Origin of the sequence: Silvanigrella paludirubra (assembly GCF_009208775.1) — a bacterium.
Taxonomy (GTDB): Bacteria; Bdellovibrionota_B; Oligoflexia; order Silvanigrellales; family Silvanigrellaceae; genus Silvanigrella; species Silvanigrella paludirubra.
Genome location: NZ_WFLM01000001.1, coordinates 528,033 through 545,392, shown reverse-complemented (window position 1 = coordinate 545,392; position 17,360 = coordinate 528,033). Strand labels below are relative to the sequence as shown.

The following is a 17,360-nucleotide window of genomic DNA, read 5'->3' as shown; positions in this document are numbered from 1 at the left end:
CCTAAATATAATAAATACAATAATTTAAGGTTTAATCTCTCTATCTATCTAGCATAAGTAAGAAATTAGGATCTTTTCAAAAAAGAATTTGGTGGTCTATACATATAGACATATTCAAGCTGCGTTGATAGTCTTTTATTGCATAGATAGATGCAAAGTATTTAAAATTGTTATTTATTATAATCATACCAAAGGAGTTCGAATGAAAGGTGACGTTAACGTTATAAAAGCATTAAATGAGGTTTTAACGGGAGAACTTACGGCGATTAACCAATACTTTTTACACGCTAGAATGTGCAAAAATTGGGGATATAATCGAATTGCAGAAAAAACGTATAAAGAATCTATTGAAGAAATGAAACATGCTCAAGATCTCTTAGATCGTATTCTATTTTTAGATGGTATTCCAAATCTTCAAAAACTTGATAAATTAAATATTGGCGAAACGGTTAAAGAACAAATTGAAGCCGATTTAGCATTAGAATTTATGGCTGTTGACCGTTTAAAAAGAGGCATCGATACTTGCAAAACGGCTCGTGATCACACAAGTGCCGAAATGTTAGAAGAAATTCTAGAAGACGAAGAAGAACACATCGACTGGTTAGAAACTCAGTTGAGTCTAATTAAGGACATTGGCTACGAGAACTACCTCTCACAACAACTGCATGAGCATTCGTAAGAGTTAATTCATTCTGTTGTTTATTTGCCTCTGACTCCACCATAAGTTTTAAAGCATCTAAACAACAGCCGCACCCTGTTCCTGCCTGGCATTCATTTTGAACACCTTCCGTAGTAATTATACCACTTTGGACAATTTTCTTAATTTCACTACATGAGATGCCGTAGCAAAGGCACATGAGCATAATCCCCGTTCCCCTTCTCTTCCGAAGTCCTTGGATGTCTATCGGAGTTAGATTATCTCAACTGAGAACTATTCTCAAGTTTTTGTGATAATAATTCTCATTATTGGTAAAACGGGTTCTGTTGCAAAATTACCCTTTTCTGAGCATGTGATGAACTTTTATTCCAAATAAGATAGCTCTCTCCGATTTCAATGAGCAGAAACCAAGCATAAGCTTCTTAATCTTTTTTATAAATCGATGGTCATACCCTACATGGTTATTTAAATATTTATTTTTTCTAATCAGGATATTATCTTTAGAATTAAAGCCTTCATTTATCGCCTTTAAAGCTGCCGTATTGGAGCCGCTTTTATTAATATTTACTTTCTCTAGAACTCCACAGTATCGGAATGCTTTTTGGAAAAAAAGTTTAGCCAGGTTTTATGGATCTTCTTCTTACACTTATGAATCTTTTTCAATAACTTACGGCTGTATTACTTTCAACAACAATGAATTAAAGAATATTTTTATTTAAGGACATATTGGAAGAACTCTTCACAATTTTTTTCAAATATTTCATTGGTAAAATTGTTTTTATAATATTCATAATTCCTTTGAATTGCTTTCTCAGAAAATTGAGAAACATTGTCTTTTAATATTTTATTTAGTGAAAAATAGTCTCCAGGTGTATAAATAAATTCAGATATAGTAAGATCTTTTAATTCTTTTATTCCCGGTAATATTAGAGGCTTTTTTAGAGCCATTGCCTCTATAGCAACGAGAGGTAGCCCCTCATAAACAGAAGTCATCAAAATAATATCTGCATTTAAATATAAGTCATTTGATGAATCCCATGGTAAAATTTTAATTTTTCCCGTTTTTACAGAGATATGATTTGATAAAAGTTCATAGTCTTGTCCATCGCCTACAATAAAAAAGTCATAGGCATTAATTAAATCAGGATAGATTTTTAAAGTTTCACATAAAAATATTTGATTTTTATATGAACAAAGTCTACCAATTAGAAAAATTTTTTTCTTATCATTAGAAAAATTATTTTCATGATTACTAAAGTTATTTGTTAATAAATTGTTTATTACATGGAAATTTCTTTTGTTTTTCTTTGTAATATTCATAAATACTTCTTTCCAGTATTCTGAAATTACAATAAAATTTATAGGTAATTTTAATATTAGTTTATTAATTAATTTATTAACAATATTTTTAGTTTCTGCATAAGATGGAATGTATGCAATTGAATTAATTTTCAACCTTCGGCAAGAAAAATGAATAATTGCAGACATTTTAACAGATCCTTGAATAGATATTACTGTATGAATATTTTCTTTATTCAATAGTTTTTTAAAATAATTATTGAATAAAAAGTGAAATATCCCTTTTAAAAAATCGACTTTAGAATAATTTATATCATGAATTATTATTTTAATATTAGGTATTTTATTTAATTCTTCGATGAATTTTACGTTATTTTTATGAGAGCATACTATTATATTTAATAAACTTCTTTTTGAAAAATTTTTAATTATTTTAAGCGACATTATTTCATGCCCACCAAATTCAATTGCTTGATTAAAAAATAGTATGTTTCTATATTCTATCATAATTAGATCTTTCCAGTAAGTATTTGATCCCATTTGGATATTATTTTTTCTTTGTCAAAATCTTTAATTCTATTGTATCCATTTTGAATATATTTTTCTTTTTCAAAATCACTTAGATTTAGAGTTTTGAGTATTGCATTTTCTAAAATAGAATTGTCGTATTCTTCAATAATTAAGCCGCATTTTCCGTTTAATAATACTTCATTAAATGGTCCATGTTTGTATTTATAAGCAGCTAAAACAATTTTTCCAAGATATAAAGCTTCTAATAAAACTAATCCAAATCCTTCACAATAGCTTGCATGAATAAATAACTTAGCGTTTTTTAAGTATTTAAAGACATTTTCATGAAAACCCATTAAAATAACATCTTCATTAAGGCCAAGACGATCAATTAGAGTAATAATGTTCTTGTAATCTGATCCATTGCCAAAAATAAGAAATTTTTCTTTAATATTATTTTTCTTTTTTAAATTATAATAAGCTGTAATAAGCGATGTATAATCTTTAGGGTATTCCACTCTTCCAATTGCAATTATGTATTCATAATTAATTTTATCTTCTTCTGGAATAGCTTCTTTACTTAAAAGATTAATCTTATCAAAATCTATAATATTATATATAAAATCAGATTTTTTATGTATAAAATTCTTCTTGAAAGATATAAGATTGCTATTTGAAACGCATATGGATATGTCAGTAAATCTGTAAACAAATTTTGATAAAATTTTAATATAAAATTTTTGATTTTTTAAATGTGATATTATATCTATATGTACCCAATTTATACATTTTTTGAATAGAATAATAGATAAAAATGTTGACAAAAACGTAGGCCAATATTCTAAAGCTCCAATTATTCTGTTAGAATTGAATGCTATTTTTATTAGTTTCAATAAAATAATGGGAAAATTAAAGTAAATATTTTTATCTTTCTCAATCCCATAATGAATTGTAACTTCTTCTGGTATTTCAGAAATATATTCAATGTGATTTTTAACTATAAAAATATGTATATCATATTTTTTTTTATCTAGCTCTCTTGTTAAGTTTAGAAGAACTCTTTCTGCTCCTCCGCTACATAAATTCATGATTATAAAAAGAATTTTATGTTTTTTTCTTTTTTCCATGGTAAATAACCTCGTTTTTTGAGTTAGGAGTATAAAAAATCATTGTGCACAAAAATATTTGTCCAAGAATATAAGAAATTATAGCTCCATTTACTCCTAGCTTAGGAGTAAGAATTAAGTTAAATAATATATTTAATATTATTGAAGATATTTTTATTATAGTTACATATTTTTCTTTTTTTAAACTAACTAAATAATCATTAAATGGAGCATATAATGCTTGGAAAATTAAAACTATGGACATATATCTTAGTATTAAATTTGTACCAGCATAATTTTCTCCTAAAATAAACTCAAGGAAAAATGAAAATATAACTAAACTTAAAAACGCAAATAAAGAATATTTAATTGTAATTTTTTGTACACTAAAAGCATGTTTTCTCGTTTCAGTAATATCTTTATTTGCTAATTCAAAGAATTTTTTATAAGATATAGTAAGTATTGAATTTAATGGCAAATAGGCAATATAAATAAATCTAAAAGCTGACGAGTATTTCCCTAAATCAGAAAACCCAATTAAAAATGCTAAAATAATTTTATCAAAATTAACATATAATGACTCTGAGAAAACTAAAAGTGCAAACCAACCACCATTCTTAAAATTAGAAATGATTGTAATTTTATTTAAAACGAACATGCCAAATTTTTTAATAACTATGTAATTAATTATTACAAAAATTATGATATTAGATAGTAAAATAAGCATGCACCAATAATCAAGAATTTTAGGGTTATGAATATTATAAATTGGAAAAAAGTACATTATTCCAGCAGCAATTGTTTTTGATATTCCACTAAGAATTTGTATCAGAGTTGATTTACTTAACATAGAATGTGCAATAAATAAAGATGAAGCATTTACAAGAGTTGTGGAGATAAATACTTCAGAAATAAGAAGAAATAAAAATGATAAATAATTTATTTCTTTAAACCAAATAAAATTTATTATAAGTCCAATAATAATTAAAAATATTGATAAAATAAATGAAATAAACAATGATGATGTGTATGTAGTTTTGGCTTCAATATTATTTGTTATATCTTTCATTATGAGCGGATAACCACCCCATCCAGCAATGCTAGAAAGAATAGCTGCAACACTTATGGCTGCAGTGAATTGTCCGAATAAAGTGGTTCCTAAGATATTCGTAACAATTAAAAATGAAAATATTTGGAAAAAATATCTAAGTATATAACCGCTTGATACATTTAATATATTAATAATCATAAAAATTTTATTTTATCCCTCTATTATTAAATATTTTATAATATATTTCAAATTATAACTTGTTAAAAAGTAGCAACTAAACATCATGAAAATTATTGTTGCAAAAGAGTAGAAAAAAATTCGATTCGAAATCATAAATTTAACACCAGATTATTCTAAAATTTGAATTATAAAATTCTAACTTTAACAATATTTTCATTTAATAAATTACATTTTGTTAATTATTTAGATAAAATAAAAAACATAAGCTCAACAAAAGTCTTTATATAAATATTTTATAAAATGCAAATAAGTTATTTTTTTTTAAATCTCTTATATTATTCGAATATTTCCTTAAATACATATAACTATATGTAATTTAAATTAAATTTTTTTAATACAAAGTTTAAACTGATGACGTATACACATGTTAATTAGGGTGTGTTGTCAAATATTGAAGAAGAGTTAACTTTTGGTTTTGTTGCAACTATGCTTTTGAATTTTATTAGAAGTTTTATAAATTCTTATTTTCAAGAGAAATAAGTAAGTTAACAAGACTATTTGCCATTTCTTGAACTGTTCCAGCATTGATCCAAGAAGGAAGATTTGATCTTGGAATTGGTGGAGATACTTTAACTTCTAATAAGTTAATTGCTTCATAGGGATCATTTCCTAAATGATACATTTCCCATTCTTCGTTTTCTATTCCTGAAGGATCAAAGTATCTAACCAATTTATACTCTTCAGTCCTGACACAGCGAATATGATTGGGTTGCCTTACAGATCCTGGTGATAAATCTGTGACCACTTTTCCGGGAACCATTCCTTTACGAATAGCATCAACAGTAGCATTAAAAACTTCAAATTCTTCTAACTTCAAATTTTCATAAGGCTGCCAAGATGTTTGTAAAGGAGCTGTAATTTCATCATCTGTTATAAATAAAACTCCTTGCCTTCTAGAACCATCTTTTTCTCTTACAATACCATCATGCTGATTATTTAAAATAAGAGGAGATAAATCAATTCCTGGAAATGGCGGTATTGGACGATTTTTTAGAAATTTATTTGCGATTTCTTGTCTTTTTTCTTCATTTATACCAGCTAATCCAAGTATTGTGGGCAAAATATCAACATGACTTGTTAAAGATTGAATTTCTCTCAATGCATCTTTTGAATTTGTATTCGCATGAATGGATGATGGAAGTTTTATTACTGCCGGTACATGTAAAACTTCTTCATAAGCAGTATGCCACTTTTCCATCATCATATGATGAGCAGCGCCACATTCGCCATGGTCTGTTAAAAAAACAACAATCGTATTTTCTGCTTGACCTGTTTCTTCTAATGTTTGCAATACTCTATTAATATGAGTATCCATGAGTGCATGTAAATAAGCATAAAATTGAATAAACTTTAAGGAAACTTGTTCTTTATTTTCTGCAAGTGCAAATGGAATTGAACTTCTTAATGCAACATTGACTGCATAATTTGTTACGTTATCTTGTGTGATCGCTCCATTTTTCTCCATATTTTTTGCTTCATTTAGTCCCATTTTAGAACTTAAAGATAGACCCATTTTATAGGCATAATCTTTTTGACAACTAGGTTTATCTTCTAATGTTTCATTATAAGTAGGAACAATTTCAGAATTGGCTTGGGGGAAACCCTTCTCATTTAAAGGAACTTTCATTGTTCCTCCTACTGGAAAAACAGATTTTTCTCCATGCTTAGGAACAGACAATGGTCCTAAAGGTGATTGTGTTACGTTATTATTATTTGATGATTCCGAATTTGCATTAGGAAGTGCTACAGCTGTAACTGCAGGATAAGTTGCAATATCATGCGGATTTACAAATGACACTACGGCAAACCAAGGAGGAGTTTCTGCTGGATTTGGTACGTTACCTAATGGATCATTTTGTTCTTGTTTTGCAAGTGAAATTCCAAATGGAGCACCAAGTCCTTCTCTTCGTAAAAAACTGCAAGCACTATCTGCAAAAATAGGATCGCGATAAATTCCTAAATTATTAACAAGAGAACCATGTGGTTCTGGGTATGAAAGTTCCCAATTATCAAAACCAAATTCTTTTAATGAAGAAATTGAAGGATGCGATAAATGCCATTTCCCAAAATAATGTGTTCGGTAACCTGCAGCTTGCATCCAGTTACCTAATGTAGGAATGCCATCTTGTTTTAACCAAGGAAACTGACTTGCTTCACCACTTTTAAATATTCCATCTGTTTGTGTTACACCTGTTCGAGTTCCATACTGCCCTGTAAAAAGTGCGGATCGACTTGGAATACATGCACTTGATGCAATCATATGATTTTTTAATACAACAGCATTTTTACGTAAGCGCATTAATCCAGGAAAAAATTCCTGATACGGATTTGCAGAAGTAACATCACCTTGAAAACCAAGAATCGATTTTAAATGATTATCAAAACCCTCTGTTTGTTCGGTAACGTTCCCAGGATGACGATATTGGTCTGCAATAATTAAAAGAATATTTTTAGGACGTGCTGAAGAACTCATGTTTTTCTCCAAAAATTAAATTGAGGTTACTAAAAAATGAGAATCGAACAGAAAACTAATTGGACTTACAAGAACAACTGGCTTATACAACTTATTAATTTATTTGACAATGATTTTAGAATAAGAATATACCCAACCGAATTTAATAATTGTTTTCTTGTGATTATTTATTTATAAGGGGAGTTAAGATGAACTATAAAATAGCACTATCTGTTTTGTCCACTTCAATTTTGTTACCTTCTTTTTCATACGCAATTGCATCAAAATATGAATTAGATCCTGTTCATACTAAAGTTGAATTTGGTGTACGTCATTTAGGAATTAATACAGTAAAAGGTGAGTTTAAAAAATTTACCGGCACGATTGAATATGATCCAAAAAATCCTCAAAGCACTAAAGTAAATGCTGAAATTGATGCAAGTTCAATTGATACTGGAAATTCAAAAAGAGATGAGCATGTTAAATCTCCAGATTTTTAGATGTTACGAAATTCGGTAAAATTACTTTTGTTTCTAAAAGTGCAAAAGCAAATGGTAAAAATGGATTAAAAGTAACAGGTGATCTTACAATTCATGGCGTTACAAAATCGGTTGTTCTTGACGTAACAGATATTGCAGGACCAGGAGTTAGTCCACTTGATAAAAAGCAACATCTTGGAGGCTCTGCATCTGTAAAAATAGTTCGCCAGGATTATGGTATTAAATGGAATGGAGATGGAATGACAGGAATTGCAGGAGAAGCTGCGGTTGGTAATGATGTTAAAATTCAAATAGATCTTGATTCCATTGAAATGGCATCTTCAAAATAATTCTTTGTCATTTCATTAAAATTTAATATTTTGTATTTTTAAAATTATTAAAAGACTTAAGTTTTTTTATAAATACAAAGCTACTTTTTTTCTTAGAACAGGTATAAGATCTTTTTCAAACCAAGGATTTTTTTTTAACCAAATATTATTTCTTGGTGAGGGATGAGGCAATGGAATACATGATGGTAAATACTTTTTCCATGCTTTAACAACGTCCGTTAAAGTTTCATTTTTTAATGAAAAATAATATTCTTGAGCATATGATCCAATAATAATTTTTAATTGAATGTTACTTAATTCTTCATGAATTTTTTCAAACCAAATTTCTTTACATTCTTTTCTTGGTGGTAAATCTCCAGATTTTCCTTTACCTGGATAGCAAAATCCCATAGGAACTATTGCTATTTTCTTTGGATTATAAAATATATCTTTATCTATTCCTAACCAATCCCTCAACCTTTCTCCGCTTTGATCATTCCAAGGAATTCCAGATTCATGAGCTTTGATACCTGGGGCTTGTCCAGCAATTAAAATTTTTGCACTGGCAGAAAAATTTAAAATTGGTTTAGGCTTTAAAGGAAGTTCATTCACGCAGTATTTGCACTGCAAAACTTTTTTTAGTATGGAAGTCAATTTATTTTTTCCCTATTTCATCAAATATTTGCAAAACTACCATCAGCCAAAATGTGAGAACCATATAGGTAACTTGAATCGGAAGAAGCAAGAAATAAAACAACTTTAGCCATTTCATCCGCAGAACCAAAACGTTTTGCGGCAAAAATTATTTTCAAATGGTTCCGATTTACATTAAATAATTTTATAACAAAACTCAAATTTTAATGTTACATTTAAAAAGTCATATTAAAAATCATTTCTTAATTTTTTCAAAACTTCCTTTTGGAAATTTATATTTAATACCTAAGATTATTATTGACGGAATTTAGAAAATAAATCATGATGCCCACGGTTTTTGAGATTTTTCTGTTATAAGGTCTAAATATATGAGTCAGAACAAAAGCATAGATATAGCTGTTATTGGTGCAGGAATATCTGGTCTAAGATCCGCCTATCTTTTATCTAGAAGTGAAAATAAAAATATAAAAAAAATAGCTCTTTTTGATAAAGAAGAAACGATTGGTGGTGTTCTTAAAAGCACATATATAAATCATTTTAGACTAGAGCATGGTGCTCAAGGAGTTTTATTAAATAGAGAATCATTTTTAAAATGCCTTCAAGATTTAAAAATAGAAAATCAAGTCATTTTACCAAACCAAAAAGAACAAAAACGTTATATTTTAACTCAAAAATTATGCGTGGCTTTAACACCAAATATTTTTAAATTAAAAAAGAGTGGATTATTAAAATTTAAAGATATTTTTAGAATATTTTTAGAAATATTTATTAAAAAACCTAAAACTATTAATTTAAATGAAACCCTTTATTCATTTTTTGAACGTCGTTTTGGAAAAAAATTTGCAAATACTTTTCTTGTTTCCCTATCTTTTGGAATTTGGGGTGGTGGATCAAGAAAGTTATTATTAAGGTATACTTTTCCTAAACTACAATCACTAGAAAACGGTTATGGTAGTCTAATAAAAATGGGTTTTATTCATTTATGCAAAAATTTGTTTTTAAAAAAGAAAAAATCCTCTCCAAAAGGATTGGCAAGTTTTTCGAATGGAATGGAATTTCTAGTAAATACTTTATTTAATGAATTAAAAAAAGAATGCTTAAAAAATAATATTGAACTTGTTTTAAATTTAAATTCTAATGTTAATTTAATAAAAAGAGAGTCTAATTTTATATCTGTAAATTTTCTAAAAGAAAATAATTTATATCAAGAACAATATCATTGTGTATTGTATTCAGGACAACCATGGAGAGATCAAAATATTTCCATTCAATCAATGGAATTAGAAAAAGGAGAATTAGAAAAATCCTTTCTTAAATTAAAAAACATTGAGTCACATAGCATTGCAATTATTGGATTAGGTTCCAGTAATATTCCAGAAAATACAACATCCATCAAAGGCTTTGGCGCTCTAGCAGGTGAATGGTCTAAAGATATTTTAGGAACAATTTTTGTTCATTCCACCTACCCTAGTCATGCCCCGACTAATTCTAATTTGTTCAGAGTTTTATTAGGCGGTGATAGAAATCCCCTCATAAATCAAAAATCAAATGAAGAATTAATTGAAATTTCAAAATTAAGATTATTGGAAACTAAAATTATTGATAAAAATATTTATTTTGATTTCACTCATGTTGTTAAATGGGATAATTATATTCCTTTAGCAACAATAGAACAAGACAAAGTTCTTGAAGCTATTTGGAAAATAGAAGCATTGGTTCCGGGTCTCTTTTTTACTGGCAATTATATAAAAGGTCCTTCCATTTCAGACTGTTTAGAACAAGCAGAAATAGTTTCTAAAAACATGCTAATCTATATAGATAATTTAAATTAATAAATATTTTTTAAATACGAAAATGATCTTATAAAAATCCTAAATTTAAATTTGTAAATTATGATAAAGTAAATCTATATTAATAATAAATTTAGTTTTTTAAATTATCAAAATAGAGCTTATTTCAAAATGACGAGAATAAAATTGTGGTTATTTGCATGAATCCCCTAGATCATTGGCATTAGGTTAAGAAATCTTGTAATATTGACCAATCATTTTCGCTGAATAGGGGTCTTGGGCGCTTTGATGCAAAAAGCAAAGATAATTCTAAATGAAAAAGGACTAAAAATATTTCATCTTTTTGGAAAGCAATTTTGAGCTAATTTCCAATTTTTTTTTTGGCATACTTTTGAAATATTAAAATAAAGGAATCAATTATATATTCTCATTTTTCATTAGATTTAAATTTGAACTAACCATTTACCTTCAAGAATTGTTATAGCTTTTCCATTTAATATAACTCTTTCATCGTTAACTAAAATTTTAATAACACCTCCTCTTTCACTTGCTTGATAGGCAATTAATTCTTTTTTATTTAATTTTTTACTCCAATAATCAGCAAGTTTACAATGTGCAGAACCCGTAACAGGATCTTCGTTTACACCTAATTTAGGAGCAAAAAATCTAGAAACAAAATCATATTTCGAAGAATGAGTTGTAACAATAACTCCTCTTGCATCAACCTCCAATAATCTTGAAAAATCTGGGGATAATTCTTTTACAATATCCTCATCCTTAACAAGAACTAAAACATCGTCAAATGCTTTTACTACTTCAAGAATTTCGTCATTTAATTGTAAAGCTTTTTTATAAAGCTCTTTAGATATGTTTTGACCAATTTTTTGTAAAGGAAAGTCTAACGAATATGAATCAGATATTTTATTTACCAAAAGTTCGTTTGATAATGAATCAAATATAATACTGTCACTTAAAATTAACTTCGTAGACATTAAAACATGAGCTGCAGCAAGTGTCGCATGACCACAAAGCTTTACTTCTGCAGTAGGAGTAAACCAACGTATATGAAATCGATTTCCACCTAGTGGCATTACAAAGGCTGTTTCTGATAAATTCATTTCTTTGGCAATTTGCAGCATATTTAGTGGAAATTCGTCTACAATCATCACTGCAGCAGGATTTCCTCTATAAGCAGTGTCTGTAAAAGCATCAACAATCCAAATTTTTGTCATACAGAACTCCTTCCAAAATTATTTTGGATATTTTATCAGTTATCTGAACTTTATATTTTTATAATACTTTTTATAAGGTAAAGAGCAATATTAATATGGAAGGTAATTTTAACTTATGTTCATCTCTAGATTATGTATTGTAATATAGAGGTTATTTGCAAGTCAATGGCATTCGGTTAATGTTATGAGTTGTAAGTTATGAGTTTTTTGTCATCTGCTGTTAACTTGTTTGAAAACTTGGGTTAACCAAAAAATAAAAGAGCTACATAAACTCATAATATGGATGGTATCCATGATAAAATATTTTTTTTGGATCCATTATGGAAGTATTGATACAAGCATATTCAAAAGTTTCGAATAGTGGATATATTAAACCTAAATTTATTAAATTTTCGTGAAACTTTAAATACAATTCTTCTTTTTTATCCAAATTATTTTCAATACCAGCTTGTTTTATTATTTTTTTTAAATTCAACAGATCAGAGTCTTCATAACGAAAAATTTCATTTGTATTTGAAAAAAATAAAGATAAATTATCTTGCACTGGATAGTTAAAACTTGAGCTTGCTAAAATAACATAATGCTGAATAGGATTTAAATCAAAATCAAGTGAGTCACAATATTTAATTTGTACAGGCAAATTAAAATTTTGCAGAGTTTCAAATAATAATATTTGAAGTTTATAGATAATAGATTCTTTACCATATAAATTATATACAACAATATTAATAAAAGGGATTTTTTCAAATTTTTCTAAAAATTCTATATATAATGAATTAAAATCATCCATTTTTTTTATAAAATTATACTTTTTTATAGAAGTGGGTAAAAATTGATTTGTTTCAATGGCCGATAAATTAGAATTTTCTATATAGTATTTAATAAAAATATTTTTATCAAGCGCAGAATTTATTAATTTTCTCAAAAATAAAAAATATTCTGTTGGTCCTGTATGATGAAAATGCTCAAGGGCAATAATCATCGAAAATTTAGATTCAACATGCAAAAAATTTGGATAATATGAATATTCTTGATCTAAAGTAATATCAGCTTTAAATTCAGAATTCGGTTGGCTAAAAATTATCTTTTGAAACAATGAGCTGTTAGTTGAAAAATGTAATGGAAATTTAATTAACTCTAATTGTACTTTATTATTTATATTTTCAATTACTTGAAATGCTCCCGTTCCAATAGGATATTTTTTCCAAAGCCAAGGTTTATCATCATCAAGTGCTTCATACGGAACAATACTTAAAGCAGACCTAGTAAAATAGATAGGAAAATGAGAACAAGGATATTTTAAAATAATATCAAATGTATAATTATTAATTAATTTAATTCCTGAAACACAGTCTTTATATATATCAGTAAAATCATCAATTTGATATGAACCTTCAATACAAAGTAAAATATTTTTAAAACTATTTCTTGCATTAAAAAGCATTCCTCTTTGCAAACTAAATTTAAAATCTTGTGAATTAACTTCTCTTTTATTATGAAAGTAAAGATTTTTTTTTATTTCAAAACGAAATATAGTAAAATTTTCATTTGCTGAGTATTTTTCAATTAAATATGGCTTAATATTACCATCATATAAAAACCAAGGCGAAAAGAGGGCTCGCGCTAAATCATAATCACCTGATTTTAAATAAAATGGAGATAAATCAAGTGAGATCAAAGGAGTTGATATCCTAAGTGTATTCATTTAAATATCCCTATTTGCTATTGAAGCGATAGTATAATTTTTAAGAACTTTTTTATATTCTTGTGGTTCAATTATAATTGATCTCGTTAATAATCCCGCATTAAAACCAAGAAGAGGTGCCTGAAAAATATCAGAATCTATGATAAAATGTTTAACAATAATAATTGGATTACCAAAGGGCGGAACACTACCAGGAACAAGGTTATAATCTCTTAACATAGTTTCTTTATCTAAAAATTTTAATTTCTTTCCATATCCAATAGCTTCAACTAATTTTTTTTCATTTAATTTTGAACTACCAGGAAGTATGCACAATACCCTTTCTCGTAATTCAATATCTTTTTGCAATAGTTCAAGTAATAAAGCTTTAGCACCCACAATGTTTTTATATCCAGCTTCAATTCTTACGCTCAAACTTTCTTCACTGGTTAATGTTGGTTTATGATCTAATAAGGAATACTTTGCAAAAGATTGATTTAAATATGAAATAAGATTATCAGAAACTAACATTTTTTTACCCTACATCTTAAAATTATTAATTAATATTTGCAAGTTTTGAATAATATATTACAACTTGTTTCGCTAAAATATCCATAGAATCAAAACATATTAGTTTTTGCTTAAATGGTAATTTATTAAGAAAAAATGACAGATCTGTACATGCTGAAAGAATAGATTTTGCACCTTTTGTAATTAATTCTTTTTCAAGAGAAAGCCATTTTTCAATTTTTATTTCATCAGAAAATTCGATATTTTTAATCATATTTAAAAGTGAATCAAATTTTTCTTGGATACTGGAATCTAATATAAGAGATAAGCCATTTTTATTAAATTCATTTTGATAAAGTTCTGAAGAAATAGTACTTGCTGTTGCAAGTAAAGCTATTTTTTTATCCTTAGTATTTTGTATTATAAAATTAACTGTTTCATCAATTATATTAAGTATAGGAATATTAGTAAACTCTTTATACTCTGTAAAATATTTATGAACTGTGTTACATGGTATTGCTATAAAATTTATTTTACTGTTTGATAAAGAATCTAAAGAATATTTTAAATCAAATAATGTAATATTTTTATCGATAGTTTCTTTAATACTAAATGGTGTTGGAAGTGAAATAATATTTATATAAGGAAAATCATCATCTTTTTGAAAATTTAAAATAGTTTGAAAATAAAATATTACTTTTTCTATAAATGGGCCAGTTGATTTTGGCCCCATACCTGCAATAATTCCAATTTTTGGTTTATTTATATAATGATTTGAATTAACTTGTGGAATGTAATTATCAAATTTCATGTTTTTCCTTTAAGCAAACTTGTAGTTTGTATTGTTTTAACTTCTAAATCTACTTGCATTTCACAATAAAACTTTAAAATTCTAAACGCAATAAAACCAAATAAAGAAAAAAATACAAGACATCCTATTAAAAAATATTTTGGATTAAATAATAATGAAGTTAAAGCTATGCATGATCCAACAATTGGAAAGCTCAATCTATTAATTACAACAATTGCACTTACAACTTGTGAAAATAATTCTTTATCTGTAAATATATTTCTAAAATACCTAATAAACACCGAAAACATAGGTAACAATGAAAAGATCATGCAATAACCAATAATATAAAAATGGTAACTTGTACTTGTGCAAATTACAAAGGCTCCAATCATTATTGAAATAAATGAGGCAATTCCTAAATACATTTTATTTATATTTACAAAAATAAATGAAATGATTAGAATAACTATACTTACAATAGCAGCATACGATGTTAAAATAAGAATATCTGAATTTGATTTTCCAAGTTCTGTTATGACACGAAATGGAGTAATAACATTAACATAACCATAAGTAAAATTTACACAAAGTGTAATAAAAATTATAAATAGTAAAGGCTTATTTTTTACTATATAAGAAATTGAACTATAGAGTTGTTTTATAACATTCGATTTAAAATTATTTATTTTTAATTTTGGCTCGTGAAAACGAGAGTGTTTTAAAAGTAAAGGCATTATAATTGAGGTTATCACAAAAAATGTGGAACAACCAAATAAAAAATAAAATATTTCACTTTTTTTAATAAAGAAAACACCTACAAGTGGGCCAAAAATAGTTCCTAACTGTTCAAATATTTGTAAAGTCATTTGGAAAGAAACAAATTTACTTCCAATAAATTTTGTGGCAAGAACTTTTTCTTGGCAGACAAAACTTAATGCACTTAATATTGCTAAAATCGAAGAACAAAATGCAATAAGAACCCAATTTAAATTAAATATAATAAAAATAGACAATAGTGAAATAATAATTGCTCTTAAAAAATCAATAAGAAAATACGAAACCTTGGTAGGAAATTTATCTAATAAAATTCCTGCATATGGTATAAGCAATAGTGTAGGAAGCCACTCTATTACAAATGAAATTCCCGAGAATGATGTGCGGTTTGTTAAAGAATATATATAAATAGGGATAAAAAAAAGTATCGCTTGTTCACAAAAAACGGTGAAACAGCGGATTGTTAAAAATGGTATAGAAAAACCATCTTTATTTATTTTTAATATTTGAGTAATGCTATTTAATGCCATACTGGTGAAAATACTCCATCTGTAGTAATAATTTTAATTTTACTTAATTCACTTATTACATTTGATTCTTCTCCTGAAACTAAACCAACCCATGCCCAATTTGTTTCACCCATTTTACACACTTTTGTATTTGGATCAATTGCATTGATATATGAAAGGTTATCATTTGATGTATAATCAAGAGAAATAAAAGTTGTACTTAAAGGAACTCCATAGCCTACACCCAAATAAGATTTACTTGAATTTAATGTATCATTAAAAGTATAAATATTGTCTTTTATTTTTATTTTTTTAAAATTTAAAAATTCATTACTTTTAAGGACAATAGAAAGATAGTTTTTAAAAAAATCTGTAACACTTATACCAAATGAATAACAAATAAGCTCAATTAAATTACCCCCTGGTGGCCTACCAATATTTGCATCAATTAAGTATATATCATTAGCAGTTATTATGAATTCAATATGAAAAAAAGATTTTTTTAATTTATAATGACTCTTAATTTTTAATAAACAATCATATATTTTATCTTTTTGAATTAAAGTAATATTTTTACTATAAGGAAAAACAAGTGAACATTCAGTGTCTTTTATCTTTCTTCTTCCTGTAAATTCAAAAATATTAACTTCATTATTTAAAAAATATCCTTCAACACTAACAAGTTCACCATGAATATACTGCTGCAAAAAGTATTGAGAAAAAAATTCTTCTGGAGTTAAAGATCTTTTTGAAATTTCTTCTAACAGAATTTCAAAATTATCTACAATAAAAAAACCCTTTCCTCCTGCTCCATATTTTAATTTAATACAAATTTTTTCATTATTTTTAAAATAATTACTAATTTTGTTAGAATAAAAATCTTCTAGAGAAAAATATTTTGGTGAATATTCCTCAATATCACGGCATATATTTTGTTTGTTTTTTGTAATTTGACATGAAGATTCAATTCCTTTTATATTTAAAAATTGAGATACTTCAGAGCATATATGAATTCTGCTATCTAGTAATGTTACAAGGCCTTCTATTTTTTTATTTTCATAAATTTCATGATAATTTTGTATTCCTGCAACAATTCCATCAAATGATGAGGTTTCGCATTTTAAATACGTTTCGTCTAATATTTGCTTTTTAGCATCTCCTTCTTGATTTGTTATTTCAGATAAAATAACTGGATTAAAGTTTAAATATTTTGCAGCTTCACATAAATATTTGACTCCCAAAACGGATGATTCAACTATAAATAATAAATTTTTCACATTAAACCTTTTA

General features: G+C 26.7%; 16 protein-coding genes and 1 pseudogene. 3 read left to right on the top strand and 14 right to left on the bottom strand.

Going from position 1 to position 17,360, the window contains the following annotated elements; translation table 11 throughout:
- Nucleotides 1-202: 202 nt before the first annotated feature.
- Entirely contained in the window at nucleotides 203-679 is a 477-nt protein-coding gene (gene bfr, locus GCL60_RS02530) for a bacterioferritin (protein WP_153418650.1), read from the top strand.
- On the opposite strand, the gene GCL60_RS02525 is transcribed toward bfr, so the two are convergent.
- From GCL60_RS02525 to GCL60_RS02500, 6 genes are all read right to left on the bottom strand, one after another.
- A complete protein-coding gene (locus GCL60_RS02525; RefSeq protein ID WP_153418290.1) occupies nucleotides 624-863 on the bottom strand; it encodes a (2Fe-2S)-binding protein in 240 nt (79 codons plus the stop codon). The two genes, bfr and GCL60_RS02525, sit on opposite strands and share 56 nt — an antisense overlap.
- A gap of 129 nt (nucleotides 864-992) precedes the next feature.
- Complete coding sequence (locus GCL60_RS17505) at nucleotides 993-1,280, bottom strand: DDE-type integrase/transposase/recombinase (protein ID WP_153418649.1); 288 nt, start codon at nucleotides 1,278-1,280, stop codon at nucleotides 993-995.
- Nucleotides 1,281-1,369: 89 nt separating this feature from the next.
- Entirely contained in the window at nucleotides 1,370-2,464 is a 1,095-nt protein-coding gene (locus GCL60_RS02515) for a glycosyltransferase (RefSeq protein ID WP_161998047.1), read from the bottom strand.
- Nucleotides 2,465-2,466: 2 nt separating this feature from the next.
- Nucleotides 2,467-3,594 (bottom strand): glycosyltransferase, encoded by a 1,128-nt coding sequence (locus GCL60_RS02510; protein WP_153418288.1) that lies wholly within the window; start codon nucleotides 3,592-3,594, stop codon nucleotides 2,467-2,469.
- Nucleotides 3,572-4,822: a lipopolysaccharide biosynthesis protein gene (locus GCL60_RS02505; protein WP_153418287.1), complete on the bottom strand. Its 1,251-nt coding sequence runs from the start codon at nucleotides 4,820-4,822 to the stop codon at nucleotides 3,572-3,574. Before GCL60_RS02505 ends, GCL60_RS02510 begins: the two co-directional genes overlap by 23 nt.
- A gap of 493 nt (nucleotides 4,823-5,315) precedes the next feature.
- Nucleotides 5,316-7,337, bottom strand: coding sequence for a sulfatase-like hydrolase/transferase (locus GCL60_RS02500; RefSeq protein ID WP_153418286.1), 2,022 nt, complete (start codon nucleotides 7,335-7,337; stop codon nucleotides 5,316-5,318).
- A gap of 188 nt (nucleotides 7,338-7,525) precedes the next feature.
- Here GCL60_RS02500 and GCL60_RS17500 point away from each other — a divergent pair.
- Nucleotides 7,526-8,055, top strand: a pseudogene (locus GCL60_RS17500) (YceI family protein); the annotation flags it as partial.
- Nucleotides 8,056-8,211: 156 nt separating this feature from the next.
- On the opposite strand, the gene GCL60_RS02485 reads toward GCL60_RS17500, so the two are convergent.
- Nucleotides 8,212-8,778 carry a uracil-DNA glycosylase family protein gene (locus GCL60_RS02485; protein ID WP_153418283.1) on the bottom strand — a complete coding sequence of 189 codons (567 nt, stop codon included), beginning with the start codon at nucleotides 8,776-8,778 and terminating at the stop codon, nucleotides 8,212-8,214.
- A gap of 20 nt (nucleotides 8,779-8,798) precedes the next feature.
- On the bottom strand, nucleotides 8,799-8,936 hold the full coding sequence (locus GCL60_RS02480) for a hypothetical protein (protein ID WP_202613986.1): 138 nt from the start codon (nucleotides 8,934-8,936) through the stop codon (nucleotides 8,799-8,801).
- Nucleotides 8,937-9,146: 210 nt separating this feature from the next.
- Between GCL60_RS02480 and hemG the strand changes: the two genes are divergently transcribed.
- A complete protein-coding gene (hemG, locus tag GCL60_RS02475) occupies nucleotides 9,147-10,610 on the top strand; it encodes a protoporphyrinogen oxidase (protein ID WP_153418282.1) in 1,464 nt (487 codons plus the stop codon).
- A gap of 401 nt (nucleotides 10,611-11,011) precedes the next feature.
- Here the strand turns inward: hemG and GCL60_RS02470 are convergent, their stop codons facing one another.
- The 6 genes from GCL60_RS02470 to GCL60_RS02445 all read right to left on the bottom strand — a co-directional run bounded on the left by GCL60_RS02470 (nucleotide 11,012) and on the right by GCL60_RS02445 (nucleotide 17,347).
- Nucleotides 11,012-11,800 (bottom strand): PhzF family phenazine biosynthesis protein, encoded by a 789-nt coding sequence (locus tag GCL60_RS02470; RefSeq protein WP_153418281.1) that lies wholly within the window; start codon nucleotides 11,798-11,800, stop codon nucleotides 11,012-11,014.
- A 262-nt stretch (nucleotides 11,801-12,062) separates the two neighbouring features.
- The gene (locus GCL60_RS02465; protein WP_153418280.1) at nucleotides 12,063-13,505 is read right to left on the bottom strand and encodes an ABC transporter substrate-binding protein; all 1,443 of its coding nucleotides are present in this window, start codon (nucleotides 13,503-13,505) and stop codon (nucleotides 12,063-12,065) included.
- The gene (locus GCL60_RS02460) at nucleotides 13,506-14,015 is read right to left on the bottom strand and encodes a YbaK/EbsC family protein (RefSeq protein ID WP_153418279.1); all 510 of its coding nucleotides are present in this window, start codon (nucleotides 14,013-14,015) and stop codon (nucleotides 13,506-13,508) included.
- A gap of 25 nt (nucleotides 14,016-14,040) precedes the next feature.
- Complete coding sequence (locus GCL60_RS02455; RefSeq protein ID WP_153418278.1) at nucleotides 14,041-14,805, bottom strand: aspartate/glutamate racemase family protein; 765 nt, start codon at nucleotides 14,803-14,805, stop codon at nucleotides 14,041-14,043.
- Entirely contained in the window at nucleotides 14,802-16,091 is a 1,290-nt protein-coding gene (locus tag GCL60_RS02450; RefSeq protein ID WP_153418277.1) for an MFS transporter, read from the bottom strand. Before GCL60_RS02450 ends, GCL60_RS02455 begins: the two co-directional genes overlap by 4 nt.
- The gene (locus tag GCL60_RS02445) at nucleotides 16,082-17,347 is read right to left on the bottom strand and encodes an ATP-grasp domain-containing protein (RefSeq protein WP_161998046.1); all 1,266 of its coding nucleotides are present in this window, start codon (nucleotides 17,345-17,347) and stop codon (nucleotides 16,082-16,084) included. The genes GCL60_RS02450 and GCL60_RS02445 overlap by 10 nt, the downstream gene beginning before the upstream one ends.
- Nucleotides 17,348-17,360: the final 13 nt, after the last annotated feature.

What these genes read in the sequence shown, in the direction of transcription:
- GCL60_RS02465 (WP_153418280.1), bottom strand. Translation starts at nt 13,505, where the DNA reads ATGAATACACTTAGGATATCAACTCCTTTGATCTCACTTGATTTATCT.
- GCL60_RS02460 (WP_153418279.1), bottom strand. Translation starts at nt 14,015, where the DNA reads ATGTTAGTTTCTGATAATCTTATTTCATATTTAAATCAATCTTTTGCA.
- GCL60_RS02510 (WP_153418288.1), bottom strand. Translation starts at nt 3,594, where the DNA reads ATGGAAAAAAGAAAAAAACATAAAATTCTTTTTATAATCATGAATTTA.
- bfr (WP_153418650.1), top strand. Translation starts at nt 203, where the DNA reads ATGAAAGGTGACGTTAACGTTATAAAAGCATTAAATGAGGTTTTAACG.
- GCL60_RS02525 (WP_153418290.1), bottom strand. Translation starts at nt 863, where the DNA reads ATGCTCATGTGCCTTTGCTACGGCATCTCATGTAGTGAAATTAAGAAA.
- GCL60_RS02515 (WP_161998047.1), bottom strand. Translation starts at nt 2,464, where the DNA reads ATGATAGAATATAGAAACATACTATTTTTTAATCAAGCAATTGAATTT.
- GCL60_RS02505 (WP_153418287.1), bottom strand. Translation starts at nt 4,822, where the DNA reads ATGATTATTAATATATTAAATGTATCAAGCGGTTATATACTTAGATAT.
- GCL60_RS02500 (WP_153418286.1), bottom strand. Translation starts at nt 7,337, where the DNA reads ATGAGTTCTTCAGCACGTCCTAAAAATATTCTTTTAATTATTGCAGAC.
- GCL60_RS02455 (WP_153418278.1), bottom strand. Translation starts at nt 14,805, where the DNA reads ATGAAATTTGATAATTACATTCCACAAGTTAATTCAAATCATTATATA.
- GCL60_RS02470 (WP_153418281.1), bottom strand. Translation starts at nt 11,800, where the DNA reads ATGACAAAAATTTGGATTGTTGATGCTTTTACAGACACTGCTTATAGA.
- hemG (WP_153418282.1), top strand. Translation starts at nt 9,147, where the DNA reads ATGAGTCAGAACAAAAGCATAGATATAGCTGTTATTGGTGCAGGAATA.
- GCL60_RS02450 (WP_153418277.1), bottom strand. Translation starts at nt 16,091, where the DNA reads ATGGCATTAAATAGCATTACTCAAATATTAAAAATAAATAAAGATGGT.